The sequence below is a fragment of the Hymenobacter sp. UYAg731 genome (assembly GCF_054061335.1).
In genome coordinates this window covers 640,168-666,520 of the sequence record NZ_JBSSEC010000003.1, presented here as the reverse complement: position 1 = coordinate 666,520, position 26,353 = coordinate 640,168, and the positions used below count along the sequence as shown (strand labels likewise).

Genomic DNA, 26,353 nt, shown 5'->3' with positions numbered 1-26,353 from the left:
TCAACGCAAACAATTTCTGCTAAAATGCCCGCCATGCCCCGAACCGACACCTACGCCCAGGCCCAGCCCGCCAGCCGCGCCGCGTGGCGGCAGTGGCTGGCCGAGCACCACGCCAGCCTGCCCGGCGTGTGGCTGGTCTATTTCAAAAAGGCCAGCGCCCAGCCCAGCGTCACCTACGCCGAAGCCGTGGAAGAAGCCCTCTGCTTCGGCTGGATTGACTCGCACCCGCGCAAGCTCGACGCCGACCGCACGCAGCTGCTCTTCACCCCGCGCAAGCCACGCAGCGGCTGGAGCAAGGTGAACAAGGAGCGCCTGCTACGGCTCGAAGCCACCAATCAGCTCATGCCCGCCGGGCTGGCCGCCATCGCCCGCGCCCGCCAAAACGGTGCCTGGGAAAGCCTCGACGCCGCCGAAGCCGGCCATGTGCCCGAGGACCTGGCCGCCGCCCTGGCCGCGGATGCCGCCGCCGCCCGGCACTTCGCGGCCTTCTCCCTCTCGGCCCGCAAGATGATTCTGACCTGGGTGCTGGGGGCCAGGCAGCCCGAAACCCGCGCCCGCCGCGTGGCCGAAACCGTGCGGCTGGCCGCTATAGGCAAACGCGCCAATTTCGACCGGGAGTGAGCACGTTCAAATGTTTAGCCTTTTTACAACGCCGGGGCACCGAAACACGTTGTCCGCAAACCCCGTGCTACCCCGCTCGTTGGCCGCAGTGGTTGCCCCTGCGGCTGAGGGCCGGCAAAGCGGTTCTGCTTCCGCCCTTCCTCAATTCCGATGAAACTCTACATTAAATACATGGTCAGTGTGCGCTGCAAGGTGGAGGTGCAGGCCAAGCTCGACAAGCTTGGGCTGCACTACGGCCAGGTCGACTTAGGCGAGGTGGAGTTCAAGCAGGATATTACCCCGGCGCAGCACGACCAGTTGCAGCACGAGCTACAAGACCTCGGCGTCGAACTGCTGGACCGCGCCAACGGCCAGCTGATTGAGCAGGTGCAGGCCCTCATCATCCAGCTGGTGCATCACGCCGACACCTTGCCGAAAATGAAGAACTCCGACTACATCAGCCAGCAGCTGAAGCGGGAGTACACGCCAGTGGCCACATTGTTTTCGGAAGCCACCGGCGTCACCATCGAGCGCTCCATTATCCGGCACAAGATTGAGCGGGTAAAAGAGTTGCTGCTGTACGACGAGCTGAATCTGACCGAAATTGCGGATAAGCTGAACTACAGCAGCGTAGCCCACCTCTCGGGCCAGTTCAAAAAGGAAACCGGGCTCACCCCGACCTTTTTTAAGCAGCTTAAGCACAAGAAGCAGCCGGCGTAAGTTGCTGATAATGTCGTAAAATGTTTTGGTAATTGTGTAAGATGGACGGGGCATTGGAGGAGGAATTTTGCAGGGTGCAAATTCATCCATCCTCCAATTACCTCATATGAAGCAGCGCTTACTAATTCTCCTGTTCTTGACCTTGCTGCTGACCTCTTCGCGGGTCAGCTTCGGTCAAAATACGCCGCCGGCTTTGGGCCTGGCATCCGGCTTCGCATTGTTCACCGCGGTCGGGGCCATCGACAACAACGGCCCGAGCGTCGTCAATGGCGACATTGGCACCAATGCCGGTGCTTTTAACGGATTTCCCCCGGGCGTGGTAAACGGGGCCATTCACGTGGCCGACACGCGCTCGACGCAAGCGGCTACGGCGGTGCAGGGTGCCTACGGGCACATGTCGGCGATTGTTTACAGCCCGGTGGCGGTTTTTGGCGGAACTCCTCCCGTGACCATGGGCGCCGGCGCGTACACGGTGGGTGGGGCCTCGACCTTGGCCGGCACGCTGATTCTGGACGGCAACAACGACCCGAACGCAACCTTCTACCTGCAAGTAACCGGAGCCCTCACCACGGCCCAAAACTCACAGGTGCTCCTCATCAGGGGTGCTAACGCCAACAACGTGTACTGGCAGATTGGCGGACTGGCTACCTTGGGCCAAAACTCGGTGATGCAGGGCACGCTGCTGGTCGACGGCGGCATTATCATGATTGCGGGCGCGCAGCTCACTGGCCGCGGCCTTTCGCGCCAGGGCGCCATTACGCTGACTTCGGGAACGGCCACCCTGCCGGGCGTGGTAGTAGCCCCGGCGGCTACCACCACCAGCTGGCTGGGCACCGCTTTGGGTGGCATCGATACCGATTGGTTTAAGCCAGCAAACTGGTCGGCGGGCGTGCCCACCAGCACAGTCGATGCCATTGTGGGCACGGGCCGCTCGCCTTTCCCCATCATTGCCACCGGCAATGCTCTGGCCAACGGCCTCACCATCGGCACCGGCGCCAGCCTGACCATGAACGGCGGCACCCTCGACGTGAAAGCTACGCTGAGCAACAGCGGCACCATCAGCGCCACGGCGGGCACCACTAGCCTGAGCGGCATCACCGCGCAACTACTCGGCGGCAGCGGCAGCACCCAACTCTGGGGCCTGACCATTGCCAATCCGGCCGGCGCTCTCCAGATTGGTGCCGTGAGCATCCACGGCGTACTGGCCCCCGCCAGCGGCAACCTCACCACCAACGGCCGGACGCTGACGCTGCTGTCGGACGCCGCCGGCACGGCGCTGGTCGACAACAGCGGCACCGGTGCGGTGAACGGTATGGCCACCGTGCAGCGCTACATCGCCTCAAGCAACCCAGGCCAGGGCTACCGCCACTACAGCGCCCCGGTTACAGGCAGCACGGTGGACGACCTGACCACGGCGGGCTTCTTCACCCCTGAAATCAGCCAGGGCAACGCGTACAATACGGCGGCCTCGCCGGCTAGTACCACGCCTTTTCCCACCGTATTTGGCTACGACCAAAGCCGCTTGGTGACGACCACAAACAATCTGCCGGCTTTCGACAAAGGCTTTGTGGTACCCGCCAGCCTGGCTACGCCGCTGGCCGTTGGCCAGGGCTACGCGGTTAACATCAGCGGCTCGGCACTGGTCGATTTCGTGGGCATGCTCACCACGGGTACCCAGTCCCTGAGCCTGAGCCGCAACGCCGCCGCTTCGGCCAACACCGCCGATGCCGGCTGGCAGCTGGTGGGCAACCCCTATCCCGCGCCCCTCGACTACAGCCTAGTGGCCCCCGCCGACCGCACCGGCCTCGATGCCGCCATTTACGTGTATGCCAGCGACGGCCCCTACACCGGCCAGTACCGCGCCTACCTGCCCCCCGTTGGCGCAACCCCCGGCATCGGCAACTCGGTGTTGCCCGTGGCGCAGGGCTTTTTTGCCCGCGTGAGCAGCGGCCAGACCACCGGCGCGCTCACCTTCCGCAACAGCCAGCGCCTGACTACGCTCAACAACACCGCCTTCCAGCGTGCCACGGCCGATACCCGGCCCATGGTGCAGCTGGAGCTGCGCGCCGCCACCGGCACCGCCGACCTCCTCTACGCCTACGCCGAAACCAGCGCCACTGCCGGGTTCGATGCCCGCTACGATGCCCAGAAGCTGCCCAACCCCTCGGGCTTGAACTTGGCCAGCGTGGCCACCACCAACGAGGCCTTGGCCATTGATGGCCGCCCAACCTTTACGACCACCACCGTGCTGCCGCTGACCGTGGGCGTGCCCGCCGCCGGCACCTACACGCTGGCCGCTGCTGCCCTCAACAACCTGCCGGCCAGCCTCGATGCCCTGCTCACCGATGCCACCACCGGCCAGACCGTGAACCTGCGCTTGCAGCCGGCCTATTCGTTTAGCGTGACCAGCACGCAGGCTGCTGCCGCGATGACGGGCCGCTTCATGCTGCACTTTGCTGCCCGCACCGCCCTGGCCACCGCGTCGGCACTCACGGCTGCCGAGGTGACGCTCTACCCCAACCCGGCCCACAATGCCTTCACGGTACTCGTACCGGCCGTAGCCGGGGCCACGCAGTTGCACGCCGACCTGCTCAACACCCTGGGCCAGGTAGTGCGTCGCCAGGATGCCGCACTGGCACCCACCGGTACTAGCCTGACCGTGGACGCCAATGGCCTGGCCGCCGGCGTCTACACCCTGCGCTTGCGGGTGGGCGCGGCCACGCTGGCCAAGCGCGTAGTGATTCAATAATTTATTCGGGCCGGCCTCTGTGCCGGCCCGGTATTATCCTTAACGCCTTCCCGCTCATGAAATCCATTTTCTTTTCCGCCGCGCGCCTGTTGGTCTTTTGTGCGCTAACTAGCCTGCCCGCGTTGGCCCAGCCCACCTCGGGCGGCCCCACACCGGGGCCCGACCCCGTTGAACCCACCGAAACGCCTATCGATGGTGGTGCGTCGCTGCTGCTCGCTGGTGGGGTTGCTTTCGGCCTCAAGCAGCTCCGGGCGCGCCGCTTGGCGCGTCGGTCAATCAACGCCGGTCTATCCGATAAATAGCCACCCGCACTCCTGTGGAATGGTGCCTGCACTACTGCCAGTAAGGACTTTGGTTATCGAAGGAAGCCGTTCTAACTATTCCTTTCGCATTGTGCAGAGGTGTTTTGAGGAGTCTGCTGAACAGTATCCTGACTGAATGTACTGCGTCAGAAATATAAAAAAGGCCGAAGCTGCAAAGCACTTCGGCCTTTTTTTGGGTTATAGCTTCCCGCCGTCTGTCCCCATCTTTGCCCCATGCTCTCCGAACCCACCTACCTCACGGCCCGCATGGCGGCTCCCACCATTGAAGCCCACTTTGCGCGGCACCGGGCGGCCAGCGAAGAGGATGAAACCCACCTAGCATCCCCGCCAGAGGCGCAGTGGGTAGAAGCCGTGATTGACGTGGCCTTCTGGGCCAGCTTGGGCCGGGAAGAGGGCTACTCGCCGCGCATCTCGCTGGCGCTGCTGCCGCTGGAGCAGGCCCGGCAGCCCTTGGTGTTTGGCCAGCGCCGCCGCCTCACGCCCGCCAACCTGCTCAAGCTGGCCCCCGCCGTGGAGCAGCCCGGCCTGCACCTCGGCGTGTGGCACGATGCCGACGGCCTCTACGTATGGGGCACGGCCACGCGGGTGCCGCCGCTGTGCTTCGTGCTCGAAGTAGTGGAACCCGGCCTGCTGGTGGTGAAGCACCGCCGCGCCGGCGGCTTTGGCAAATTTGTGAACGTAGCCGTGCTGCGCGGCGACCATCTCCAACTCATCGACGAGGAGCACGGCGGCCTCAACGACTGCGCGGCCCTGCGCGCCTTCCTGCCCGGCCGCAGCCTGCCCGCCCCCGAAACCCGTGAAACCGACAATGTGCTGCTGGAGCTGGCCGCCGCCATGCGCGCCCACGGCCGGGGCGGGCTGGTGCTGGTGGTGCCGCCCGGCTCCGCCCAGTGGCAAACCTCGATAGTGCAGCCCCTGAATTACCCCGTGGCCCCGGCCTACACCGGCATCCGGGCCGTGCAGCGGCCGGGCCAGTCGAAGCGCAAGTGGCAAGCGGCGCTACGGCGCAACATCGGTATCGTGGGCGGTTTCACGGCCGTAGATGGGGCCACCGTCATCACCCAGGGATACCACCTGCTGGCCTTTGGGGCGAAGGTGGCGCGGGCCAGAACCAGTACGCCCGTCGAGCAAATGGTGTTGACAGAGCCAGTGGTGGGCAGCGAGCCCCGGCACCTGCACCCGGCCCAGAACGGCGGCACCCGCCACCTGGCCGCCGCCCAGTTCGTGCATGACCAGCACGATACCATTGCCCTGGTGGCCTCGGTGGATGGGTTTTTTACGGTCTTTGCATGGTCAGATGTGCTAAGTCAAGTACACGCGCACCGCATCGACGTGCTGCTGCTGTGAGGATACCGGGTGAGTATCCGAGTAATAAAAAAGCCGTCATGCTGAGCGTAGCCGAAGTATGACGGCTTTTTGTAGGGTTGATTTTGGATAGCGGCTCAGTAGCTTAGCAGCGCATTATTCCGCTCTTTCAAAAAACACACCGATGCCTTCTCCAATACGCTTCTGCCAGGTTGCATTGCTGTTGCTGCTGCCTCAGCTGGGAATGAGCCAGGCGACCGCGCCAGCCGTACTGGCGCAAGCCGCCAAGCTGGAAACGGAGAAGAAATATGAGTCAGCATATCAGGTACTGGACAAAGCTGACCCCAAAGACCAACAGCCGGCCCTGGTGCTTCAAAAGGAAAAGCTGCTGCTCAACTACTACCTGATTACCCTCAGCTTTCAGGGTTTTGGGCTAAAGGACCTGTCCCCCGGCGAAACGGTTGACCGGCTCCGTGGCAAGGAGGGCCAGTACAGCATGCACCTGCTCGATATCCCCAAAACGCTGGCGCTGCTGCGGAAACGCTTTCCGCAGGACTACCGCCTGAGCCAAGGGCTGGGCGATTATTACTACCGCGTGACCCTTTGCCACTGCGGCGAGCAGGATAAAACCGAAGCGCAGCTGCTGGATTTGGTGATTGAACACTACGGCCAGGCCCACGCCCACCAGCTCGGCGATTTTATGTCGTACTACGCCGTGGGCTACGCGCAGCTGGCGCAGGGACGGGCGCAGCCCAGCGTGGCACCGTTCGAAAAATCCATTGCCCTGAACCCGCAATACCCCGATTCCCCCTACAACCTAGCCTACGCCCTCATGCAGCTGAAAAAGCCCGCTGAGGCCATTCCGTACGCGCAAACCTCGTTCCGGCTCTATACCGACCCCGAGATGAAGGCCGACGCGGCCCGCATGCTGGGCACCTTGTACCAGCAGCAGCAGCAGCCGGCCGAAGCCAGAAAAGCCCTGTTGCAAAGCCTGGACCTGCAGCCCCAGAACTACGCCACGCTCCGCAACCTGCTGGAGCTGGCCGTGAATACCCACGCGCCGGATGCCCCCACCTGGGCCGCCCGGCTCTACCAGCTCAATCCGGCGGCTGACCAGATGTTTTCTGATATTATGGATATCTACCAGGCCCAAAGCCAATGGGCCGAGGCTGAAGCTTTCTTCAGCAGCCAGCGACCCAACGCTCCCAAAACTCCCGCTGCGCAGGGCCTGCTGCACATGTACCTCGCCATTCTCAACATGCAGCTCAAGCGTCCGCAGGTGGCGCGGCCACATTTTCTCACGGCCCGGCAAGAGCTGAAGAAAGTAGCCAAGCCGGATAACCCATTGTTTCAAATAATTGATAAAGGACTGGCCGAAAGCAAGCCATAATCCTTGTTTTACAAGCAAACGGCGAACTCTTTACTGAAAAAGCTGCCCATCTAGGCCGCCTTTTGGGTGTAAGCGGCAGCTGCGTTGGCTATTGCACGAAGCGGCGCGTGATATTCTGCTGGTCTGTCGTGATGATGCGGATGGTATAGATGCCGGCGGGCAGTGCGGCCACATCCAAGGCCCCTTGCCCAAAGGAGCCGCTGCCGACGAGCTTGCCGTAGGCATGCCCGATGCGGTACTGAGTGCCAGCCAGCGGCTTCTCGGTGCTCAATGATACTTTTCGGTGGCCCACCCGTTAGCAAGTGCGGTGCGCTGACCTTTCAGATTAGTGATGGCTTCGGCAACCTTCCGGGCTTCCCTTGCGAATACCCTAAGCTAGCGGCGCTGCCGGCCTCATCGGGCGCTGCGTTTGCTGTTCATCGCCATGGCTTTCCCCTTCCAATTCCTGCTGGAAACCGTTTTACCGCAACTTCTCATGGGCAAAGACAAAAAGAAGCACTCGAAAAAAGACCAGGCCTCGGATAATATGCTGGAGGCTGCGGCCCAGTCGCTCAAGAAGTTTCGGAAAGTGACGAAGGAAATTTCCAAGCTCAGCACCGGCCAGAAGCTGGTGGGCGGCTTGGCTCTGGCCGCCGCCGGCCTGGCCTACCTGGCCACCCGCGAAACCGAAGAAATGCCCGCCCGGCACGCTACCAAGGCATTGCCCGCTGAAGCAGAAGCCCCTGCCGCCCCCAAACACCCCCGCAAAGCTCCCAAGCACTTTTCCGAAGAATAACTGGCGGCAAGTGCCCGCCCGGTATTGCATTACCTTCAACCAACCCGCGCTATGAAAAAGACCAAAGACAAAGCCGCCAAAAACAAGCCTGCCAAAAAGAAAGCCCTGCTCAGCGGAGCCGCCAAATCGCTCAAAAAGCTGCGAAAAAGTAAGCTCACCACCACCCAAAAGCTATTGGCCGGCGCGGCGCTGGCCGCCGTGGGCCTGGGTATGCTGGCGAAGCGCACCGGCAAAAACGGTGCTTCGGCCAGTCCCGATACCACCGCTGCCGAAGACAACCTGGCCGCAATGGACGGCAACGCCTAAAACTGATGTCACCGGAAAGCCCCGTTTCCGACGCTAACATAGCGTCGGAAACGGGGCTTTCCGGTGACGTTGATTCGCTACTCGGCGGCGGGCGCGGGGGCAGCCGGGGGCGGCGTAGCGCTGGCTTTCTTCACGCGCACGGCGTTGGGGCCTTTGGCACCCATTTCCACTTCAAAGTTTACTTTGTCGCCTTCCGAGATGGGGCCGCCGGCCAAGCCGTTGGCATGCACGAAAATGCTTTCCTGCGTCACCGAATCCTTGATGAAGCCGTAGCCCTTCGAGTCGTTGAAGAAGGTCACCGAACCCGTGCGGACGGCATCTTCCGGCTCGCGGTCTTCCTGCTTGGCAATGCTGATGCGGATGTCCTCGTCCTTGATGACCCGCTTCTTGGTGGGGTCGGGCGGGGTGGAGGTAATGTTGCCGTTTTCGTCCACGTAGGCAAACATCTCTTCTAAGGCCGCACCGCTTTTGGCGTTGGCCTGACGCTCAACTTTGCGCTCTTCCTTCTCGGTTTTCTTCTTCGCGCGCTTTTTCTCGTTGTCTTTTTTACCAAATGTCTCTTGAGACCTACCCATAGTTTTTGCTGCTAAATCATTGTATCCGCCTGGCGCAAATCTGGTGAGAAAGGCAAGCGGAGGAGTGGATTACGACGAAGATACGAAATAAGTAGAGGGTATTCAAGATTCCCCTTTTGCCGGGGCCATCTTAGGCCGAAAGCTTCCGGCCGTACACCCAATCGTCGATGTAGCGGGTGCCGGTTTGCTGCGACCAGGTTTCGTAGCCGTTGGCCTGCAAGTAATCGGTCACGAGCTGCTTGGTCCGAAAAAATGCATTGCCTTCAGCCTCAAACCGGAAGTCGTGGCAGGCAATGGCCACGTTGAGAATATTGAGCCCGGGCCGGGCAAACACGGTATTGAAGAACCGCTCGGCACCCTCAATGTTGACCTTGAGCAGGTTAATCCGGCGGATGCCCTGGGCCGCGCAAAAAGCCTCAAACGGCAGGCCCGGTACTTCGTAGGCCGTGCCGGCGTTTTGGCTGTTGAGCGAAGAGGACAGGTAGCTGGTGGGGGCATCATCGATGACGACGGTGCCCGGCGCATCGTTGATGGCGATGTTGAACAGCTTCACATTGCGCAGTTGGCTGTCTTCGATAAGCTGCCGCAGCACCCGGAATACCACTGGGTTGGCCTCGATGGCGAATACCTGGCCCGATGGCCCCACCTGTTTGGTGTAAATGCTGGTTTCCTCGCCCAGGCCCGCGCCCACGTCCACCACGGTATCGCCCGGCTGGGGGGTATAGTAATGGGTGCTCACCCGCTGCACTTCTTTTTCCAGGTATGCCCGGCTCAGGTACCAGCTAAGCGACTCGCTTGCGATACGAATATCACCTAGGTCGTAAATAAAAAACCGCCCTTCGTCCATGACTTTCAGGGATTTAAGGGTTTGGTGGTTGCGTAGGTACCGCAGCTTGCAATACAGAAATAACAGGCGCTCATTCTGGATTTTCATAGAGCAGCGGCAAGCGGGTGGAAGGGAAACCAGGTGCTGCCGGGCAAAGCGGAAGCCACCGGAATGACAATGTATTCAGCGCCGCAGCAAGTAAACGATTTTATCTGAAACGTCAGGAGATGTGCGAGTTACATTGTGGCTGCGCCAAGCGGCCCGTAAGGTCGGCTTAGTGCGCGGCCGCCCACCGGGTTTTGCGCCAGGTTTCCTGCTGCGCGGGCGAGAGAAAAGTCCAGGCCACCAAACGGCTTTTTTTCTGGCCCTGAGCCATTTCGATGGTGCGCACAGTGGTGGCTCCGGCCGTTTGCAAGGCGCGGTACACGCCGGGCAGGGTTTCTTTTTTGGAGATGAGTGAGGTGAACCAGTAGCTGGCGCGGGGCCGCCGGCCGCTCTCCTGTACCATGCGCCGGATGAAGCCGGCCTCGCCGCCCTCGCACCACAGCTCGTTGTTCTGGCCGCCGAAGTTCAGGACCGGCCGGGGGCCGCGCCCGGCACCCAGGCCAGCCGTTTTGCGCTGCGAGCCCGCTGCTGCCGCCGCTGCCGAGGCGTGGAATGGCGGGTTGCACATGGTGAGGTCGAACACCTCGCCGGCCTGGATGAGGCCGTCGAAAATGCGGGTCCGGGCTGGTTGCAGCCGGGCCTCGATGGCCCCGGCCAGGGTGGGGTTGGCGGCCTCAATCTGCTGGGCGGCGCGCACGGCCACGCCGTCGATATCGGAGCCCACGAAGTGCCACCCGTACTCGCGCCGGCCGATAATGGGGTAGATGCAGTTGGCCCCCACGCCCACGTCGAGCACAGTTATTTCTTCGCCAGGCGGCAGGACGCCGCCGTTGCTTTCGGCCAGCAAATCGGCCAGGTAATGCACGTAATCGGCCCGGCCGGGAATGGGCGGGCAGAGGTAGCCCTTGGGAATGTCCCAGTGCTCGATGCCGTAGAAATGCTTCAGCAACGCTCGGTTCAGGGCTTTCACGGCGGTGGGGTTGGCGAAGTCAATCGACAGGCTGCCGTGGGGGTTGGGGCGTGCGAAGGCTGCCAGCTCCGGGCTGACTTTGCTCAGGAGCGGGAAATCGTAAGGTGCGCGGTGGGGGTTGCGCGGGTGCAGCTGGTCTTTTTCGGCCAGGGGAGGAGTAACGTCGGGCTTCATCAATGGAGTAATTATGTCGTTTTGTAGAGGTACCAGCCGTCGCCCAGCGGCCGGAGCACGATGAGGCCATCGGGCTGCATGGCGGGTAGCAGGGCGGCTTCGGGCTGGTAGAGCAGGCCCACCGTGCTATCGATTTTGCCGCCAATGACGAACTCCAAGCAGCTGCCGCAGCCGATGGCGCGCCGCGTGACGCGGCCCAGGTAGAGCTGCCGCAACAGGGCGTGTACGGCGGGGTCGGCGTTGGCGGCCTGCTCGTCGGTGGCTTCGTGGGCACCAAGAACGGGGTCGAAAAACCGGCCCGTCTGCACCCGGTTCAGCACTTCCTGGAAAGCGGCCCGGTGAGCGTTGAAATGGGCAACAATGTCGGCATCAGCGCTGGTCCAGAGGCGCAGATTGCCCACGGTGAAGGCATGGCTGGCGTCGGGGTGCTTGCGGTCGTAGTCAGCCACTTCGGCGGGCGGCATTGCGGCTAGCAGCGCCACCATGGGTGGCCCCAGGTGCGTCATGGCCAGGTTGCGGATGGCGCTCAGCTTCCAGCCTTCGGCTTCGCGGTGGAAGTGCAGGTAGAAGTCGCGGCGGCTCAGCGAGTCGCGCAGCTCCACGGCCACTACGGCGGTGGCCGAGTCCTGCCGGACCAGCTGGCAGGCGCGTAGCACGCGGGGCGGAATCTGCTGGCCCAGGGTCTGGCGCCTGACCTGGCCGGCCACCTCGCAGCAGAGGTAGCTTTTCATGGCGGGCCAGCCGGCGGGGGCCACAAACTGCTCGGCAATGACGAGCGGTGGGAGCAGGGGCACGGGGGCAGCCCACGCGGCCACGCCGGGCAGCCAGAGGCAGAGTAGCAGGAAAACGTGCTTCATCCGAAGGCTAACGGCAAACCGGGGAGTGATAATTCCGCCGCCGACCTAGCGGGGCCGGGTGGTGCCTTTGCGGCCGCCGCCGGCTTTGCCCTTGCCGCTGGCGGCCGGGCGGCTGCCCAGAGTGCCGGTTTTGGGCCGGGCCGGGCCGCCTGCGCCGCCGCTTTTGGGGCGAGAGGAGCCGCCGCCGGGGCCCGCTTTGGGCGGGCGCTTGGTGCCGCCCAGGCCGGGCTTGGTGCCGGTCGCGCCGGGCTTTTCGGGGCGCGGCCCCCACCAGCCGGTGCCCGAGGGGTTGTACATGGTGGGTGGGCCGGGCTTGCGGGGGCGCGGGGCGGGCCGGCCGTCGCCGGGGTTTTGGTCCTGCGGTGCGGCTTTAGCCGTTTTGGGCTGGCTGCGGCGGCCACCGGAGGCTTCCTCGGTGCCGCTCGATTTGGACACCATTTTCATGATGCCCGCCACTTCCTCTGGAGTCAGCTCGCGCCAGTCGCCTACGGGCAGGCCTTTCACGCTGACATTCATGATGCGGACGCGCTCCAGCTTCATCACTTCGTAGCCGAAATGCTCCACCATGCGCCGAATCTGGCGGTTCAGGCCTTGCACCAGCGTGATGCGGAAGATATAGGGCGTTTCTTTCACGATGACGCAGCGCTTCGTGACCACGCCCAGCATGGGGATGCCGTGGGCCATTTCGTCCAGCATCCGGTCGGTGAGAATGCGGTCCACGGTGACCACGTACTCTTTTTCGTGATAGTTGCCGGCCCGCAAAATCTTGTTCACGATGTCGCCGTCGCTGGTCAGGAAAATCAGGCCCGACGAATCCTTATCTAGCCGCCCGATGGGGAACACGCGGGCGGCATGGTTCACGTAGTCCACGATGTTGCCGCGCACGCCCGGCTCCGACGTGCTCGTCACGCCCACCGGCTTGTTGAAGGCCAGGTACACGGCGTCTTCGGCCTGCTTGGGCTCCAGCTTGTGGCCGTTCACGCTCACGCGGTCGCGCGGGCCAACCTGGTCGCCAATCTGGGCGGGCTTGCCGTTGAGCAGCACGGCCCCTTCGGCAATGTAGCGGTCGGCCTCGCGGCGCGAGCACATGCCGCTTTCGCTGATGAACTTATTGAGGCGCGTGTAGGAAGCAGGAGGCATGGGCAAAAAATCAAAAAGAATAAACGCGGCGCACGAGCGCCCCGACAAAGGTACGCCGTGCAGAAACGGGGCCGGGCCGTAACCCCGGCCCGAGCCTGCCGTTAGGAAAAGCATCCATTTCCTCTCAATAGCTACTATATGTCTGACAAGCCCACCATTTTCCCGCCCCAAAGCCAGGACGCGGGGGCCGGCCACCCCGGCCTCGAATACAAGATGACCCCCGAGCCCGAATACATTCGGGACGGCTACAAAGGAGCTGAAAAGCTCAAGGGTAAAGTGGCCCTCATCACGGGCGGCGACTCGGGCATTGGCCGGGCCGTGGCCGTGCATTTCGCGGTGGAAGGGGCCGACGTGGCCATTTGCTACTTCCCCACCGAGCAGCAGGACGCCGAAAAGGTGCAGGAAATAGTGCAGGCCCACGGCCGCCGCTGCCTGCTGCTGCCCGGCGACCTCAAGCACCCCGCCTTCTGCCAGGAAATCGTGGACCGCACCGTGGCCGAACTCGGCGGGCTCAACATTCTGGTGAACAACGCGGCCGAGCAGAACTGGCACGACTCGCTCGAAGAAATCAAGGACGAGGAACTCGACAGCATCTTCAACCTGAATATTATTGCCATGTTCCGCATTGCGCGGGCGGCGGTGAAGCACCTCAAGGAGGGCGATTCCATCATCAACACGGCTTCGGTGAACGGCTTTAAGGGCAACGAAATGCTGCTGGACTACACTTCCACTAAAGGGGCTATCACGGCCTTCACGCGGGCGCTGTCGTTGCAACTCATCAAGAAAGGTATTCGGGTAAATTCAGTGGCTCCCGGCCCCATCTGGACGCCGTTTATCACAGGCATCGGCCTGCTGAAGCTGCCGTTATTCGGCCACGACGTGCCCATGGGCCGCGCCGGCCAGCCCTCGGAAGTGGCTCCTTCCTACGTGTTCCTGGCTTCGGAAGACGCCTCGTATTTCTCGGGCCAGACGCTGCATCCCAACGGCGGCTCGGTGGTAAACGCCTAGGCCGGGCGGTGGCGCGGCCGCACAACCTGCCGGCAAGCGCCACCGTATCAGCCCCTAAAAATGGCTACATGGCCGTTTTTAATTCTTTAATTTTTGCTTGTATGAACTTCAAATTGCTCGGCCTGATGGCCGCCGCCGCGCTGGCCACCGCCTCCTGCTCGCAGGACAAAAAAGTTGAAACCACCACCACAACTACGCCGGAGGCCACGACTACGACGACCACCACGACCGTTGACACGATGGCCGCCTACGACGATGCCCGCCGCATGGCCGCCCGCGTGGCCGAGGACCTCAAGCTGACCGATACCGTGGTGGTGCGCCGCATCGAGCGGACTTACTACACCCGCGGCCGCAAAATAAACGCGCTGCAAACCCAATACGCCACGGATACCACCGGCCGCTACGCCGCCATCCGCCAGGCCAACGACGACGCTGATACTGCCATCCGGACCGACCTGAACAGCCCGGACTACTACAATACCTACTCCGCCAACCGCGCTAACTACGGCGACGGTCCCTACTCGCTGGCCCCGGGCACGGTAACCACCACGACGACGACGACTGCCCGCCGCACCGGCAGCAGCGTGGGCCAAGGCTCGGGCGTGAAGAAGCTGGAGAACCAGAACGACGGCGACCACAAAGTGAAGTACGAAAACGGCGCTAAAATCAAGCGTGCCGATGATGGCTCGGTGAAAATCAAAATGGCCGACGGCACGAAAGTGAAAATCGACGAAAACGGCCACCGCACCGTGAAAAAGGGCTTGTTCAAGTAAGCCCTGTCGGTCATTTCGAATAACCCATAAAAAAACCGCTCCAAATCAGGAGCGGTTTTTTTTATGGTCGGCTGATTAGCTTAATGATGAATAATCTGCCGGACGTGGTGCTCTAGGTGCAACACATAGTCGGCGATGAGCCAGTGCAGGGTGACGGGATTGGCGTTGAGCGAGAGGCACTCGTGGTCGAGCAGGGCATCGGGCAGGCGGGCCAGCAGGTGCAGAATCTGGCGGTTGAGGCTGGTCCAGAGCGTGAGCAGCTCGGCGGCCGGGCGGTGCTGGTAGGCCCCGATGCGGACCCAGGCTTCCTGGTCGTAGGGTTCGAGTCGTAGCGGGGACGGGGCGAGCTGCGCCAGCACGAAGCGGTGGTAGTTGTGGGTGGCCGAGTCGATGAGGTGGCCCAGAATTTCCTTGCGGCACCAGCGCCCGGCACCGGGCAATTCGACCAATTCGGCTTCCGAAAACGTGGGCCAGTGCTGGCCCAGCAAAGCCAGCTGCCGGGTCAGCTCAATCTGGCAGCTGGCCAGGTCCGGGTTGGGAAAATCGGAGAGGAAGTCAGGCATAGAATAGCGGATAGGAATAACGCAAGCCCGTGCTGGGGCTATCATTAACGATAAAAGCCGCCGGTTAGGATTGCGGGCTTCTAGAGCCGCAGCGACCAGCTGGCCCCCGTGAACGGGCCGTAGGTGTAGGGCGAAAACAGGCCTCGGCGATACCACGGCTTGGGATGCGGCAGCAGTTGGAAGCCGGTGCCGTGTACGGTCGGGTCGGTGGCTTCGGGCTGCTCGACGCGGGTGCGGCCGTTGCGCACCGCTATTTTGGCGAAGGCGTAGCCCAGCGCGATGCCCACCGGGTAGTCGGAGGCCCAGTGTACGCCGTTATTCAGCATGGAGTAGCCCAGCAGGCCCATCAGGCCGTAGCCCACGGGGCGGATGAAGTGGTATTCGGGGTAGTTCTCAGCGATGACCGTGACCGTGGCCATGGCCGTGGCCAGGTGGCCGGTGGGGAAGGCGTCGTAGTTCGGGACGAAGTTCTGGTAGGTGTTGTACGACGGGAACAGGTGCCACTCGCCCCGGTCCTGGGTGGATACGTAGGGGCTTTGGCGGCCGGTGAGGCGCTTCAGCGTCTGAACTGCCAGCCCGGTGCTGAAAATGGCCTCGCCCAGCTGGCTGGAGGTGCGCAGGGCACGGTTGTCCTTCTTGATGCCCCCATAAATCCAAAAGCTGCTGGCCACAGTGAGGTGCGTCCAGCCATCGCCGAGGAAGTAGAACGTGCTGTTGAGGTTATCGGGCACGTTAAACTCGAAGGGCAAGTTGGCCGAGCCGACGTGGAAAGGGATGCTTATCAGGCTTTTCTGGGTGCTGGCGGCTTTCAGGCCGATGAATTTGCCAAAATCCTGACTCCAGTCAACGATGTACTGGTCGGCCACCCACAGCGCCACCGAGCCGGCCACTATCTCAATCAGCGTCTCCTTGTTTTCCTTGCGGAACACGTAACCGGGAAACTGGCCCAAATCGCGCGGAATGTGGTAGGCCCACTCGAAGGGCTTGGGCTTGTCATAGTGCCAGGTCACGCCGGGGGCCACGGTATAGTCGGTGATGCGGCCGTGGGCGTCGCGCGGGTGGATGTGCGGCAGCGAGTCCATCGGCAGGGGCGTCAGGCGGGTCGGCTTGGGCTTTTGGGCTTCGGCGGCCAGCGTGTCGGCGGGCAAGGGACTGGAAATAATCGAATCAAGAATCGTAGCCGGTAGCGCCCGGGCCTGGGTGAAGCCGGCGGAATGAGCTAGCAGGGGAACGAGCAGCGCAGCAAACAACCGCGAAGTGCGGCGGGGATAAAGAGAAATCACGGAAAAAAAGTACCAGGAATATCAGCGGGCCGGGCCGGTTTTAGCGCCGGCGAGGCGGGTGGTATAGAATGAAAAAACGCGGGCCGGTGCCCAAATAGCAAGCTGCAAAGGTAACACCTACTTAACGTTAGATGTACCTACGGACTAAAACCGACCGTGCAGACGCACGGCGGCCCGAAATGTTGTGCAAGCCGCGTATCTTTCTGCGAAGCTGGCCGCGAAGGCCGGCGGAGCTAATGGCGTTTATTATGCAACCTGCTGTTTTAGTGAATGATGCTGCCGAAGCGCAAGCCGCGCCCATGGCCTCCGCCAACCAGTTTCAGGCGCAGTTTGATGCTCTGCGGCGGCGCACACCCGCCCTGCGCAGTGAGGACGTGGCGGCCCGCCGCGCCCGCCTGCAAAATCTCAGCAGCTGGCTACACACGCACCGCACCGACATTCAGCAGGCCTTGCTGGCCGATTTTCGCAAGCCCACGGCCGAAACCGACCTCACCGAAATCTGGACCTCCCTGGTTGAGCTCAAGCACACCAGCAGCCACCTCAAAAAGTGGATGTCCCCGCGCAAAGTAGGCGTGAGCATGGCGCTGCTGGGCACCCGCTCCTGGGTGCAGGTGGAGCCCAAAGGCGTGGTGCTGATTATCTCACCTTGGAACTATCCGTTTTACCTAGCCGTGGGGCCGCTAATTTCGGCTATCGCGGCCGGCAATGCCGTGGTCATCAAGCCCGCCGAGCAAACCCCGGCCACCTCCGCACTGCTGCGCCAGCTGTGCGAAGACCTGTTCCGGCCCGATGAGGTGCTGCTGCTGGAAGGCGACAAGGAAACTGCCACTGAACTACTGAAACTGCCCTGGGACCATATTTTCTTCACCGGCAGCCCGGCGGTGGGCAAGATTGTGATGCGCGCCGCCGCCGAGCACCTGTCGGGCCTCACGCTGGAGCTGGGCGGTAAAAACCCTGCCGTGGTGGACGAAACCGCCGACCTGCGCGACGCGGCCGAGAAAATCGTGTGGGGCAAGTTCCTCAACAACGGCCAGACCTGCGTGGCCCCCGACTACCTGCTGGTGCAGGAAAGCGTGCAGTCCGCGCTGCTGACCGAACTCACGGCCGCCATTCAGCGAGCCTATAACCCCGCCGGGGCGGGCATTGAGCAGTCCGATTCATTGGCCCGCATCGTGAACGCGCAGCACTTCGCCCGCCTCGCCGGCCTGCTGGAGGATGCCCAGACCAAAGGCGCGACCGTGGTCACGGGCGGCACCGTGGACGAGGCCCAGAACTACATCGAGCCCACTATTCTGACCAACGTGCCGGCTACGGCCCGCGTGCTGGAAGAGGAGATTTTCGGCCCGCTGCTGCCCGTGCTTACCTTCAAAACCCTTTCTGAAACGACGGAGTATATCAATGACCGCCTTAAGCCGCTGGCGCAGTACGTGTTCAGCACCAACGCTGAAAACCGTCGTTATCTGCTGAATAATATCTCGGCCGGTGGCGCGGGCGTGAACGAGACGGTGCTGCACTTCGCCCACCCCGAGCTACCCACCGGCGGCGTGGGCAACTCCGGCCTGGGCAAGGCACACGGGCATTCGGGCTTTCTGGCCTTCAGCAACGAGAAGGGCGTGATGCGGCAGCGGGTGGGCTTCACCGGCATAAAGGCCATGTACCCGCCCTACACCGGTCGCGTGAAGCAGCTGGTGGGCCTGCTGGTGAAGTATTTGTAGAAACAAATTGTTGCGGGAGCGGCTTAGCGGCGGTAGGTTACTTTTTCGGCGGTCAGGGATGAACAAGCATGACGGCATCCCAATTTTTGCAAGGCAGCTGGCTCATTTGTGCCAGCATGCTTTTGACCGCCTGCGACGAGGGGCTGGAGGTGCGCTTCGTGCAGCCGTTTCCGGCCCAGGCAGGTGATATGGCGGTTTTCCCGGCCCGGGAATGTGCCGTATATACAGCTAAGGATTCGAGCAAGTCGTTATGCATTGGTCGCACGGCAGTCTGGCGACAGGAGCTGCAAACCTGGTTGCTCAGCCGGCATCAACTGGAATTGGCGAACCACCAACTCCGGGCAGATTCAACTTATGAGCAGGATGGACATCTGCACTCGCTGCGCCTGATTGGCCGTGATTCGGTGCGCGACAGCTGGCTCTGGACCGATACCATTTTCACGCTTGCGGGGCCGAGGGCCGGCAAGCTAAGGCGCTTTCAGGGCAGGTACTACCTGAACATTCCCACCGATTCCGATGACAAATGGAGGGTAGAACGGCTGGAAATAGATGGCTGGCGCATCAGGTGGCAATCCTTTGGTAGAGACACACTACGCCTGCTAGCTTTGGACCCAGCCACGGTGCATTATCAGCGTCAGAACGGTGCGCTGACTTCCTTTCAACTCACGCCTGCGCCGGGTGCGCAAACCCGGCGCGTAGGTCGCTACGCCGGGCTGTGGGAGACGGTGGAGCAGTACCAGCGGCGGCATTGATGGGATAAGTGGGCTTTGGCTACGCAAAAGCCACGGCAGTAGCTACTTCTGGCGCTGCTGCATCTCGGCGGCCATTTTGCGCTGGTTGGCGATGAATTGCTTGAATTTGACGGGACCTAAGGTCTGCTGCAATTCGCGCTGGGAGGTGGTGTTGATGCGCTTTTGCTCGGCTAGCAATTGCGGCGACTGGGGCGGGAATTTCTCCTTGGCGGCGTTGGCCTGCGTCACGGTATTGCTGAGGATGCTACGGACCCGGCCGGTTTGCTCGGGGGTGAGTTGGAGGTCGGTGGCCATCACGTCGGCGAGGTCGCGGGCGGCGGCGGGCGGCGTGGGCGAGTCGGCGGTACGTACGGTTTCGACCACGGGCGCGGGCTTGTCGCGGTGATGGAAGACGGAACAGCTGGCCGTGGCCAGGCTAAACGTCAGCAGGGTAAAAAAGCGGGGGAAGTGCATGCGGTGCATCAATAGCGGTACTGCTATCAATACGCAGAAAATGCTATGGCGGCTATGGCGGCCGCCTCAACGGGTATCAATGGGAATGCGAATGGCGGGTATCAGCGGGCGGTTATCCGGCGAAAGCATCTGGCGCGTCATCTTACGGCGGCGATGAGCAAACTTCTCTTTGGCATAGGAATCGAACCGGAATAAGCTGTCGATGCGGGCAGTCCGGATGGAATCGAGGCGCTGAAGTGCCACCCGCCGGGCGCGGCCGTGCAGGCGTTGGCGGGCGAGGGCCCGTTGGGCCTGGCGCTGGGCAAAAATGTCCCGAAACCGGTCTTGTCGTGCCCGGCTCATGCCATCCACTACTCCCCGCACCCCACCGCCGCAGTTGCCAAACAGCAGCACTGCCAGCAGCGGCAGCAGCACCAAGTACGGAAGAGTCGGGCGGCGTTTCATCTTCATCTGCTCAAACATACGGTAAAATGTGTTGGAACAGGAGGTTGAAAAGGTAGTCGGTTCAGCGCCGGAACACCGTCAGAATCGTCATGCCATCCACCCGAATGTCATGAACCGGTGTGCCAAACTGCGGCTCGTAGGGTCCGGGGTGCCAGCGGTAGATTCCCAGAAAATACTGGGCCTGCGCGTGGGGCACAAAGCGCAACCGGGCGCGTTGCGCGGCCGACAGCAGCAGGGCATTGTTGTGCATCGTGATTTTCTGGGGCAGCGTGTCGCTGACGGCTACGGTGGCGCTGGGGTCGTGGGCCAGCACCCAGGCCAGCCCGTCGCGGCCCGATAAGCCCCAATAGTCTCGCTCAAACAGGCGCTGCGCCACCGGCCCGGGCAGGAAGCTGAAGTAGCCGTACTGGTACGGATGGTCGTGGACCTGCCGAAAAACCGTGTGCGCCATGCCCAAAACCAGCAGCCCACTCGTCAGCCAGCCTACGCGCCGGCCCGCCGAGGTCGGCGGGGCCGCCTGCCAGGCCTGCACGCCCGTCCGCAGCCCATGCACGGCCAGCAGCACGAAGGCCGGGTAGATGAAATAAACGTGCCGCCAGCCATCGTATACTACTGACTGAATGGCAACTATCACCACCAACGGCCCCAGTAGCCAAGCTCCGAATAGCAAGTCCTGCCGGTTGGTGGTGTGGCGCAGCCACGCCGTGGGCCGGGCCAGCAGCCCGCGCAGCATTGCCCAGGCCCCGCCCATGGCCAGCGCCGTGTAGGTTACCGGCGTGGTCACCAGCAGCCACACCGATAGGTAGTGCCACGGCAGTCGCTGGCAGGATATTAACTCGCCCAGATAAAACACCTTCATGGTTTGCCGGTAGCGCCGGAAACTACCGAAACAGGCCCAGAACCGGGCCACCGGCGCTTCCCACAAAAACGGCCAGAACAGCACCACCAGCGGAGCCAGCGCCCCCAAATACCAGCCTAACGCCCGCACAATTGCCACCCGCCGCGCCGGCCGCGCCCACATCTCCAGCGCTCCAAAGGCCACGGTGAGGCCCGGCAGCAGGATGCCCATCGTGCGAACGTCGGTAGCCAGGGCGCAGACCAGCGCGTGCAGCAGCGCACCACGTACCGTGGGCCGGTGCAGCAGCCGCGTGAGCGTAAGGATGGCCAGCGCAAACAGGCTCAGGAACACAATGTCCTTATAATTTATGAATGCCTCGGCGAAGATGCGCGGCGAGAGTACTAACAGCGCCGCGCCCGCCAAGCCCCAGCGCCAGCTGGAAAACCGCAGCCGCCCCAGCCGGTACACGGCCCACACGCCGGCCACGAATACGCCGAAGGTGAGCAGGTGCCGCATCCAGCCGGCCCCGCGCGGGTCGTGGCGGAAAAAGGCGATTTCCAACCCCGCCAGCAGCATCTGGAACACCGGGCCGTGGTCGGCATCGCCGTGGGTGGCCAGCTCGTGAATGCCTGTGAAGTGGCCGGCGGCCAGCACCTGCGGGGCCACTAGCTGGGCCACGTAGCGCAGGCTCATGTAGCCCACCAGGCGGTCGGCGCGCTCGTCCCAGCCCATGCCGTAGTCGCGCACCAGCAAGGGGCCGAGCATCAATAGAATCCCGAAAAACAGTCCTACTGCTACCCGCCGTTTTGTATCGTCAAGCTTACCCATGAAGTGCCTAAAATCGACCCCAAAGGTAAAGCCCGGTAGGGCGCATCAGGCCATCGCGGCGGCCTGCGCTTCCACGGCCCGGCGGGCTTTCAGGCCTTGGGCCGTGAAGTGGGCCAGCGCCATGATGGTGAGCATGGGGTTCACGCCGCTGCACGCCGGAAAGGCCGAGCCGTCGGCCACGAAGAGATTTTGCACCTCCACGGTTTCGCCGTTGAGCTTGAGCGGGTGGGTGGCCGCGTCGCCGCCCATGCGGCAGGTGCTCATCTGGTGGGCGCTGTAGAGGCCGAACTGGTTGGGCTTCCAGCTCAGGTGCGGCAGCTTGTCGAGGAGCTCGGGATTGAGTAAAATGCCGTCTTTGGTTTCCAGCGTGGGCAGGGTGCCGTGGGGCAAATACACTTTTTCGGCCCCGGCCGCGACGTGAATCTGGGCGGCGGCGCGCACGCCTTCCAGCATGTTGGCGCGGTCGAAATCCGAGAGCGTGTAGTCAATCAGCGGCGCGCCGTTTTTGTCGATGGTGACGCGGCCGCCGTCGCGGTCGCGGGTGAGGACGATGAACGAGCCGAGGTGGTCGGCATCGCGCAGCAGCTCTTGGTGCTGTTTCCCGGATAGCCAGGGTAATACCATGCTCAGCAGGCCGGGGTGGGTGGGGGGCGTTTCGAGCTTCGCGCCGAAGTTGGTGCCGTGCAGCATGGTGTAGGTGTCGTTCACCACGCTCATGCTGGGGCCGTGCCAGGAGTTCATGGCGTGGGGGTAGCGGGCGCCCACCACCACGGTGGGGTGCAGGTGCAGGTGGCGGCCCAGGTGCGGGTGCTTCAGGCCGGAGCGCAGCAGCAGCGCGGGCGTCTGGATGGCCCCGCCGGCTACCACCACGCGCTTCGCTTTCACCGTGATGTGGACTTGGCGGCCATCCTCGGTGGTATGCATGGCGGCGGCACCGGTGGCGCGGCCCTGGCTGATGGTCACTTTATCGACCTTGGTATCGGCCAGAATGCGGGCTCCGTGCTCGAAGGCCGTGAGCAAATACGTGTTCAGCGTGCCCTGCTTAATGCCGTGGGCGTCGCCGAGCGAGGTGTAGCCCAGGCTGCGAAAGTCGTGGTCGGAATCGGTCAGGCCCTTTTCGTTGCGCGGAATCAGCTTCACTTCCTGGCCCAGCTTAGTCGAGCCGTCCCAGAGGGCCTGGTTCTGGCCGTTGTGGCGGGTGTAGTTGGTGTTCACGCCGATGGTGCGGGCCACGGCGTTGATGCTTTCCTTGAACTCCAGCGTGGTGAAGTGGGGCGCGGCATGCTCCCTGGCCCATTCCTGAAGGACGTAATCGGGAGTGCGGAAGGCGCCGGCCCAGTTCACGGTGGTGCCGCCGCCCAGGCAGGAGCCGGCCAGGATGCCGATGCTGCCGTCCTGGGTGCTGAGGGTGCCTTTGGCGTCGTAAAGCTTGCCCAGCATGTCGACTTCGCGCTGGGTGAAGTCGCAGCCGTGGCAGTAAGGGCCTTTTTCGATGACCAATACATCGTAGCCGGCCTCGGCCAGCTCGCCGGCCACCACGCCGCCGCCCGCGCCGCTGCCGATTATCAGCACGTCGCATTCGTAGGTGGTATCCTCCGTGGGATGCAGGGTGTGAATGGGTTTGGGCGAGTCCACCGGCTTTTCATCGGGGCCGGGGTAGCCCAGGTGGCCCCAGGCGGCCGGTACTTCGGCCATGCTGCCGCCGTAGTACAACAGCACGCACAGCTTGCGCAGCGCGTTGAAGCCCTTGCGCAGCTGTGGCAGGTTGCTGCTGGCCCAGCTTTGCAGCAGGTGCTCGCGCTGGGCGGCATCGAGCTTGCGGAAGGGCTTTAGGGGGCCAAACCAAGTGAGGCCCAGCACCGGCTTTTCCAGCAAATCAAGCAGCTGGCTGAATTCATTTTGTGCGCCTTCCGGCTGCTCCCGAATGGCTTCCTGCAACTTGTCCAGGTTCAGGCCGGTAGCGCCGGATGGGCTGCCATCGGGCAGGGCAGGAATGAAGGTATCGGCCAGGGCTTGGAGGACGAGGGTGCGGGCGGGGGTAAGAGAGAACATAAGGCGGGAATTTTGGGAGGTAAAAGGTAAGGATTTTTCTGCAATATGTTAGGCGTGCCGAGTAGTTTTTGGAATGGAAGCATAAGTTGGTGAAGAAAAAAGAACGTCATGCAGAGCGCAGCATCTTGCCCGCAGTCACTAATTCAATTAAAAGGAATAGTGACTGCGGGCAAGATGCTTCGCTGCGCTCTGCATGACGACCAGACTACCGACCTTTGCCCTTCCCGATACACCCTGAACCGCATGCCCCGCCTCATCCAAACGCCCGAAACCACGCACCGCGTCCACTTTCAGGACTGCGACATGCTGGGCCACCTCAACAACGCCCGTTACCTCGACTACTTTCTCAATGCCCGCGAAGACCACACCACTGCGCATTATGCCCTGAACATGGGCGAGCTGGCCCGCGAGCAAAACGCCGCCTGGGTCATCACCAAGCACCACATCAGCTACCTCAAGCCGGCCAAACAGGCCGCGCAGGTCCGCATTCTGAGCCAACTCATTCACTTCGACAATTCTAATCTGGTGCTGGAAATGCAGATGCGCAACGAGGACGGTACCCGTCTGCTGGCCCTGCTTTGGTCCGAAATGGCCTTCGTAACGACGCCCGCCGGCACCCGCACCGACCACTCCAACATCCTGATGGACCTGCTCGAAGAACTCGATGTGGAGAACGTGGAATACGACCCCGACGGCTTCGATGAGCGCGTGAAAGAGGTGCGCCAGCAGCTGAAGAAGCTGCGGCGCGAGGCGTAAAAGACGGCATTCTTCATAGCCCCAGCGGGGCGGCATATCGGTAGTAACGATTGATGCTAATACGTCAAAGCCCCAGCGGGGCGACATTCGCGTGAACGAGTGCCGCCCCGCTGGGGCTTTGGTTATTCCACCGATTTGCACCACTACCGATATGCCGCCCCGCTGGGGCTATTCGAAAAGCAGCGCTTATTATCTCTGCGCCCAGCTGTTATCCTTCTCGTTGGCATCCATGAAAATGCCGCCGTCCAGCTTCACCGATTTCACGGCTTTGGGCACGGTGATTATGGCCTGCTTCTGGTTGGCCTGCCACACGGCGGGCGACTGGTGCAACGTCTCCTTGGTGCCGTCGGTGTATTCCACGGCCATGTCAAACGGCACGGCGAAGCCGCTGATGTTCTGCACGGTGACGGTGGGGCCGCTGGCCGTCACGGCCAGGTCGATGTAGCCGTTGGTGAAGAACCAGTTGTTGAAAAACCAGTTCAAATCCTGGCCGCTGGCGCTGCTCATCGAGTTGAAATAGTCCCACGGAATGGGGTGCTTGCCGTGCCAGCGGTCCATGTACTCGTGCAGGGCTTTCTTGAAGAGCGCATCGCCGAGCATGTCTTTCAGGGCCAAATAGCTAAGCGAAGGCTTGCCGTAGGCGTTGTTGCCGTAGCCGGCGCGTAGCTCGCTGCTGGGCGTAATGATAGGCAGGTCCTCGGCCGTGGCGGCGTCGTGAATCCAGCGGTTCACGCGGAACTTCTTGTAGAATTCGTCGGCCTTGGCCACGCCGTTTTCCTGGCGGCCGATGAGCAGCTCGAACGTGGTGGCCCAGCCTTTGTCCATGAAAGCGTAGCGGCTTTCGTTGATGCCCATGTAGAAGGGGAAGTACGTGTGGGCAATTTCGTGGTCCTGTACCAGTTGCGCAAACTGTGGGTCCTTCTGCGGGCTGTCGTTCACCATCATCGGGTATTCCATGTCGGCAAAGCCTTGGAAAGCCGTCATTTTGGGGAAGGGGTAGGCCACGCCGGGCCAATTGGCGGGGGTCGAAAACCAGCCCAGCGCGTACTGCGCGTTCTTGACGGACTGCCGGAAATCGACCGTGGAGTCGGCGTAGGCGGCCTGCACGCTGGCGCGGCGCTTGGCTTTGGCATCCACAATCACGCTGGCGGCGTCCCACACGTAATGGTCGCTCAGGCCGAAGGTGACGTCGGAAATGTCTTTGGCGATCCAGACCCAGGTGTTCAGGGGCTGCTGGTTGGTGATGCTCTTTTTGGCCAAATCGGCGGCGGTGGCAATGTGCAGCACGGCGTCGCTGGTCATCGACTTAACCAGGAGCTTGGCGGCGGCGGGTTGCAGCACCTGCTTGGGGTTTTGCAGGGTGCCGGTGGCCCACACGATGTAGTTGGCCGGCGCCTGCACGCGCAGGGTGTAGTCGTTGAAATCGTTGTAGAACTCCTTGCTGTCCACGAAGGGCAGGCGGTCCCAGCCGTTGTAGTCGTCGTACACCGCGATGCGGGGGTAGAAGTAGGCCAGGAAAAAAGTGGTGGGGTCAATCATGCCCTCGCGGCCGCTTTCCACCGAGATGGGGAAGTGCTAGGCCACGGCAAACTTCACCGAATCGTGGGGGAGCAAGGGCTTGGGCAGGCGCACGCCCGGCGCGGTGCCCAGGTTTTGGGGCAAGGGCTTGAGCTGGCCGGCCACCCGGAGGCTGTCAATCACCACGCCGCTGGTAAGGTAGTCGGCCGCCGCATCGCCATCGCGGCTGGCACCGGGCTTGTGGATGTTCTGGATGATGCGCAGCACCACCTGCTTCAGCGTATCGGGGCTGTTGTTGGTGTAGGTGATGGTTTCGCGGCCCCGGATGTCGCGGGCGGGCGGCGCGGCCTGCACCGTGATGTCGTAGCGGGCGCGGTTTTGCCAATAGTTGGAGCCGGGGCGGCCGTCGGGGCTGCGGGTGCCTTTGGCGAAGGCGGCCTTGATGTCGCGGGGTTGGTACAGGGCTTGGGCGGCGGCGGTATCGGCCAGGCCGGCGAGCAGCAGGAGAGTAATCAGGGTTCGAATCATAGCGGGGACAGACGGGAATAAGGGCGG

27 protein-coding genes are annotated in these 26,353 nt (G+C 62.5%); 13 read left to right on the top strand and 14 right to left on the bottom strand.

What is annotated here, in order from left to right; genetic code table 11:
- Window positions 1–33 precede the first annotated feature (33 nt).
- The 6 genes from ACVWYF_RS10970 (at window position 34) to ACVWYF_RS10945 (ending at window position 7,087) form a co-directional block, all read left to right on the top strand.
- Window positions 34–621, top strand: a complete 588-nt coding sequence (locus tag ACVWYF_RS10970) for a YdeI/OmpD-associated family protein (protein WP_457067781.1) — start codon at window positions 34–36, stop codon at window positions 619–621.
- Between the two features lie 150 nt (window positions 622–771).
- Window positions 772–1,320, top strand: coding sequence for a helix-turn-helix domain-containing protein (locus tag ACVWYF_RS10965; protein ID WP_457067778.1), 549 nt, complete (start codon window positions 772–774; stop codon window positions 1,318–1,320).
- A gap of 106 nt (window positions 1,321–1,426) precedes the next feature.
- Window positions 1,427–4,069, top strand: coding sequence for an ice-binding family protein (locus ACVWYF_RS10960; protein WP_457067775.1), 2,643 nt, complete (start codon window positions 1,427–1,429; stop codon window positions 4,067–4,069).
- 56 nt (window positions 4,070–4,125) lie between these two features.
- A complete protein-coding gene (locus ACVWYF_RS10955) occupies window positions 4,126–4,371 on the top strand; it encodes a PID-CTERM protein-sorting domain-containing protein (protein WP_457067773.1) in 246 nt (81 codons plus the stop codon).
- A 234-nt stretch (window positions 4,372–4,605) separates the two neighbouring features.
- Window positions 4,606–5,739, top strand: a complete 1,134-nt coding sequence (locus tag ACVWYF_RS10950; RefSeq protein ID WP_457067771.1) for a putative sensor domain DACNV-containing protein — start codon at window positions 4,606–4,608, stop codon at window positions 5,737–5,739.
- A gap of 142 nt (window positions 5,740–5,881) precedes the next feature.
- Window positions 5,882–7,087, top strand: a complete 1,206-nt coding sequence (locus ACVWYF_RS10945; RefSeq protein ID WP_457067769.1) for a tetratricopeptide repeat protein — start codon at window positions 5,882–5,884, stop codon at window positions 7,085–7,087.
- An 88-nt stretch (window positions 7,088–7,175) separates the two neighbouring features.
- Here ACVWYF_RS10945 and ACVWYF_RS10940 read toward each other — a convergent pair whose 3' ends face one another.
- The gene (locus tag ACVWYF_RS10940) at window positions 7,176–7,358 is read right to left on the bottom strand and encodes a hypothetical protein (RefSeq protein WP_457067767.1); all 183 of its coding nucleotides are present in this window, start codon (window positions 7,356–7,358) and stop codon (window positions 7,176–7,178) included.
- A 153-nt stretch (window positions 7,359–7,511) separates the two neighbouring features.
- On the opposite strand from ACVWYF_RS10940, the gene ACVWYF_RS10935 reads away from it, so the two are divergent.
- Complete coding sequence (locus ACVWYF_RS10935) at window positions 7,512–7,862, top strand: hypothetical protein (RefSeq protein ID WP_457067765.1); 351 nt, start codon at window positions 7,512–7,514, stop codon at window positions 7,860–7,862.
- A gap of 51 nt (window positions 7,863–7,913) precedes the next feature.
- Entirely contained in the window at window positions 7,914–8,168 is a 255-nt protein-coding gene (locus ACVWYF_RS10930; RefSeq protein WP_457067763.1) for a hypothetical protein, read from the top strand.
- A gap of 77 nt (window positions 8,169–8,245) precedes the next feature.
- Here the strand turns inward: ACVWYF_RS10930 and ACVWYF_RS10925 are convergent, their stop codons facing one another.
- The 5 genes from ACVWYF_RS10925 to rluF form a co-directional block, all read right to left on the bottom strand.
- On the bottom strand, window positions 8,246–8,743 hold the full coding sequence (locus ACVWYF_RS10925; RefSeq protein ID WP_457067761.1) for a cold-shock protein: 498 nt from the start codon (window positions 8,741–8,743) through the stop codon (window positions 8,246–8,248).
- A gap of 130 nt (window positions 8,744–8,873) precedes the next feature.
- Window positions 8,874–9,677: an FkbM family methyltransferase gene (locus ACVWYF_RS10920; RefSeq protein WP_457067759.1), complete on the bottom strand. Its 804-nt coding sequence runs from the start codon at window positions 9,675–9,677 to the stop codon at window positions 8,874–8,876.
- A gap of 166 nt (window positions 9,678–9,843) precedes the next feature.
- Window positions 9,844–10,818 carry a 23S rRNA (adenine(1618)-N(6))-methyltransferase RlmF gene (gene rlmF / locus ACVWYF_RS10915; protein ID WP_457067757.1) on the bottom strand — a complete coding sequence of 325 codons (975 nt, stop codon included), beginning with the start codon at window positions 10,816–10,818 and terminating at the stop codon, window positions 9,844–9,846.
- A gap of 11 nt (window positions 10,819–10,829) precedes the next feature.
- Entirely contained in the window at window positions 10,830–11,675 is an 846-nt protein-coding gene (locus ACVWYF_RS10910; RefSeq protein ID WP_457067754.1) for a hypothetical protein, read from the bottom strand.
- Between the two features lie 45 nt (window positions 11,676–11,720).
- The gene (gene rluF / locus ACVWYF_RS10905) at window positions 11,721–12,815 is read right to left on the bottom strand and encodes a 23S rRNA pseudouridine(2604) synthase RluF (RefSeq protein WP_457067752.1); all 1,095 of its coding nucleotides are present in this window, start codon (window positions 12,813–12,815) and stop codon (window positions 11,721–11,723) included.
- A gap of 138 nt (window positions 12,816–12,953) precedes the next feature.
- Between rluF and ACVWYF_RS10900 the strand changes: the two genes are divergently transcribed.
- Together ACVWYF_RS10900 and ACVWYF_RS10895 are read left to right on the top strand one after the other, a co-directional pair.
- Window positions 12,954–13,823, top strand: a complete 870-nt coding sequence (locus ACVWYF_RS10900) for an SDR family oxidoreductase (protein WP_457067749.1) — start codon at window positions 12,954–12,956, stop codon at window positions 13,821–13,823.
- A 101-nt stretch (window positions 13,824–13,924) separates the two neighbouring features.
- Window positions 13,925–14,596: a hypothetical protein gene (locus ACVWYF_RS10895; protein ID WP_457067746.1), complete on the top strand. Its 672-nt coding sequence runs from the start codon at window positions 13,925–13,927 to the stop codon at window positions 14,594–14,596.
- An 80-nt stretch (window positions 14,597–14,676) separates the two neighbouring features.
- Here the strand turns inward: ACVWYF_RS10895 and ACVWYF_RS10890 are convergent, their stop codons facing one another.
- The gene (locus ACVWYF_RS10890) at window positions 14,677–15,159 is read right to left on the bottom strand and encodes a DinB family protein (protein ID WP_457067744.1); all 483 of its coding nucleotides are present in this window, start codon (window positions 15,157–15,159) and stop codon (window positions 14,677–14,679) included.
- Between the two features lie 80 nt (window positions 15,160–15,239).
- The gene (locus ACVWYF_RS10885) at window positions 15,240–16,442 is read right to left on the bottom strand and encodes a phosphatase PAP2 family protein (protein WP_457067741.1); all 1,203 of its coding nucleotides are present in this window, start codon (window positions 16,440–16,442) and stop codon (window positions 15,240–15,242) included.
- 248 nt (window positions 16,443–16,690) lie between these two features.
- On the opposite strand from ACVWYF_RS10885, the gene ACVWYF_RS10880 reads away from it, so the two are divergent.
- Window positions 16,691–18,157: an aldehyde dehydrogenase family protein gene (locus ACVWYF_RS10880; RefSeq protein WP_457067739.1), complete on the top strand. Its 1,467-nt coding sequence runs from the start codon at window positions 16,691–16,693 to the stop codon at window positions 18,155–18,157.
- 116 nt (window positions 18,158–18,273) lie between these two features.
- Window positions 18,274–18,909, top strand: a complete 636-nt coding sequence (locus tag ACVWYF_RS10875; RefSeq protein ID WP_457067736.1) for a hypothetical protein — start codon at window positions 18,274–18,276, stop codon at window positions 18,907–18,909.
- A 42-nt stretch (window positions 18,910–18,951) separates the two neighbouring features.
- Here the strand turns inward: ACVWYF_RS10875 and ACVWYF_RS10870 are convergent, their stop codons facing one another.
- From ACVWYF_RS10870 to ACVWYF_RS10855, 4 genes are all read right to left on the bottom strand, one after another.
- Window positions 18,952–19,362 (bottom strand): hypothetical protein, encoded by a 411-nt coding sequence (locus ACVWYF_RS10870; RefSeq protein WP_457067733.1) that lies wholly within the window; start codon window positions 19,360–19,362, stop codon window positions 18,952–18,954.
- Window positions 19,363–19,428: 66 nt separating this feature from the next.
- On the bottom strand, window positions 19,429–19,812 hold the full coding sequence (locus ACVWYF_RS10865; protein ID WP_457067731.1) for a hypothetical protein: 384 nt from the start codon (window positions 19,810–19,812) through the stop codon (window positions 19,429–19,431).
- Between the two features lie 55 nt (window positions 19,813–19,867).
- A complete protein-coding gene (locus ACVWYF_RS10860; RefSeq protein WP_457067729.1) occupies window positions 19,868–21,409 on the bottom strand; it encodes an ArnT family glycosyltransferase in 1,542 nt (513 codons plus the stop codon).
- Between the two features lie 108 nt (window positions 21,410–21,517).
- The gene (locus tag ACVWYF_RS10855; protein ID WP_457067726.1) at window positions 21,518–23,524 is read right to left on the bottom strand and encodes an FAD-dependent oxidoreductase; all 2,007 of its coding nucleotides are present in this window, start codon (window positions 23,522–23,524) and stop codon (window positions 21,518–21,520) included.
- A gap of 243 nt (window positions 23,525–23,767) precedes the next feature.
- Between ACVWYF_RS10855 and ACVWYF_RS10850 the strand changes: the two genes are divergently transcribed.
- Window positions 23,768–24,280: an acyl-CoA thioesterase gene (locus ACVWYF_RS10850; protein ID WP_457067724.1), complete on the top strand. Its 513-nt coding sequence runs from the start codon at window positions 23,768–23,770 to the stop codon at window positions 24,278–24,280.
- A gap of 189 nt (window positions 24,281–24,469) precedes the next feature.
- Here ACVWYF_RS10850 and ACVWYF_RS10845 read toward each other — a convergent pair whose 3' ends face one another.
- Together ACVWYF_RS10845 and ACVWYF_RS10840 are read right to left on the bottom strand one after the other, a co-directional pair.
- Window positions 24,470–25,840, bottom strand: coding sequence for a M1 family aminopeptidase (locus ACVWYF_RS10845; protein ID WP_457067722.1), 1,371 nt, complete (start codon window positions 25,838–25,840; stop codon window positions 24,470–24,472).
- A gap of 15 nt (window positions 25,841–25,855) precedes the next feature.
- Window positions 25,856–26,326, bottom strand: a complete 471-nt coding sequence (locus tag ACVWYF_RS10840; RefSeq protein WP_457067719.1) for a hypothetical protein — start codon at window positions 26,324–26,326, stop codon at window positions 25,856–25,858.
- Between the last annotated feature and the right edge of the window lie 27 nt (window positions 26,327–26,353).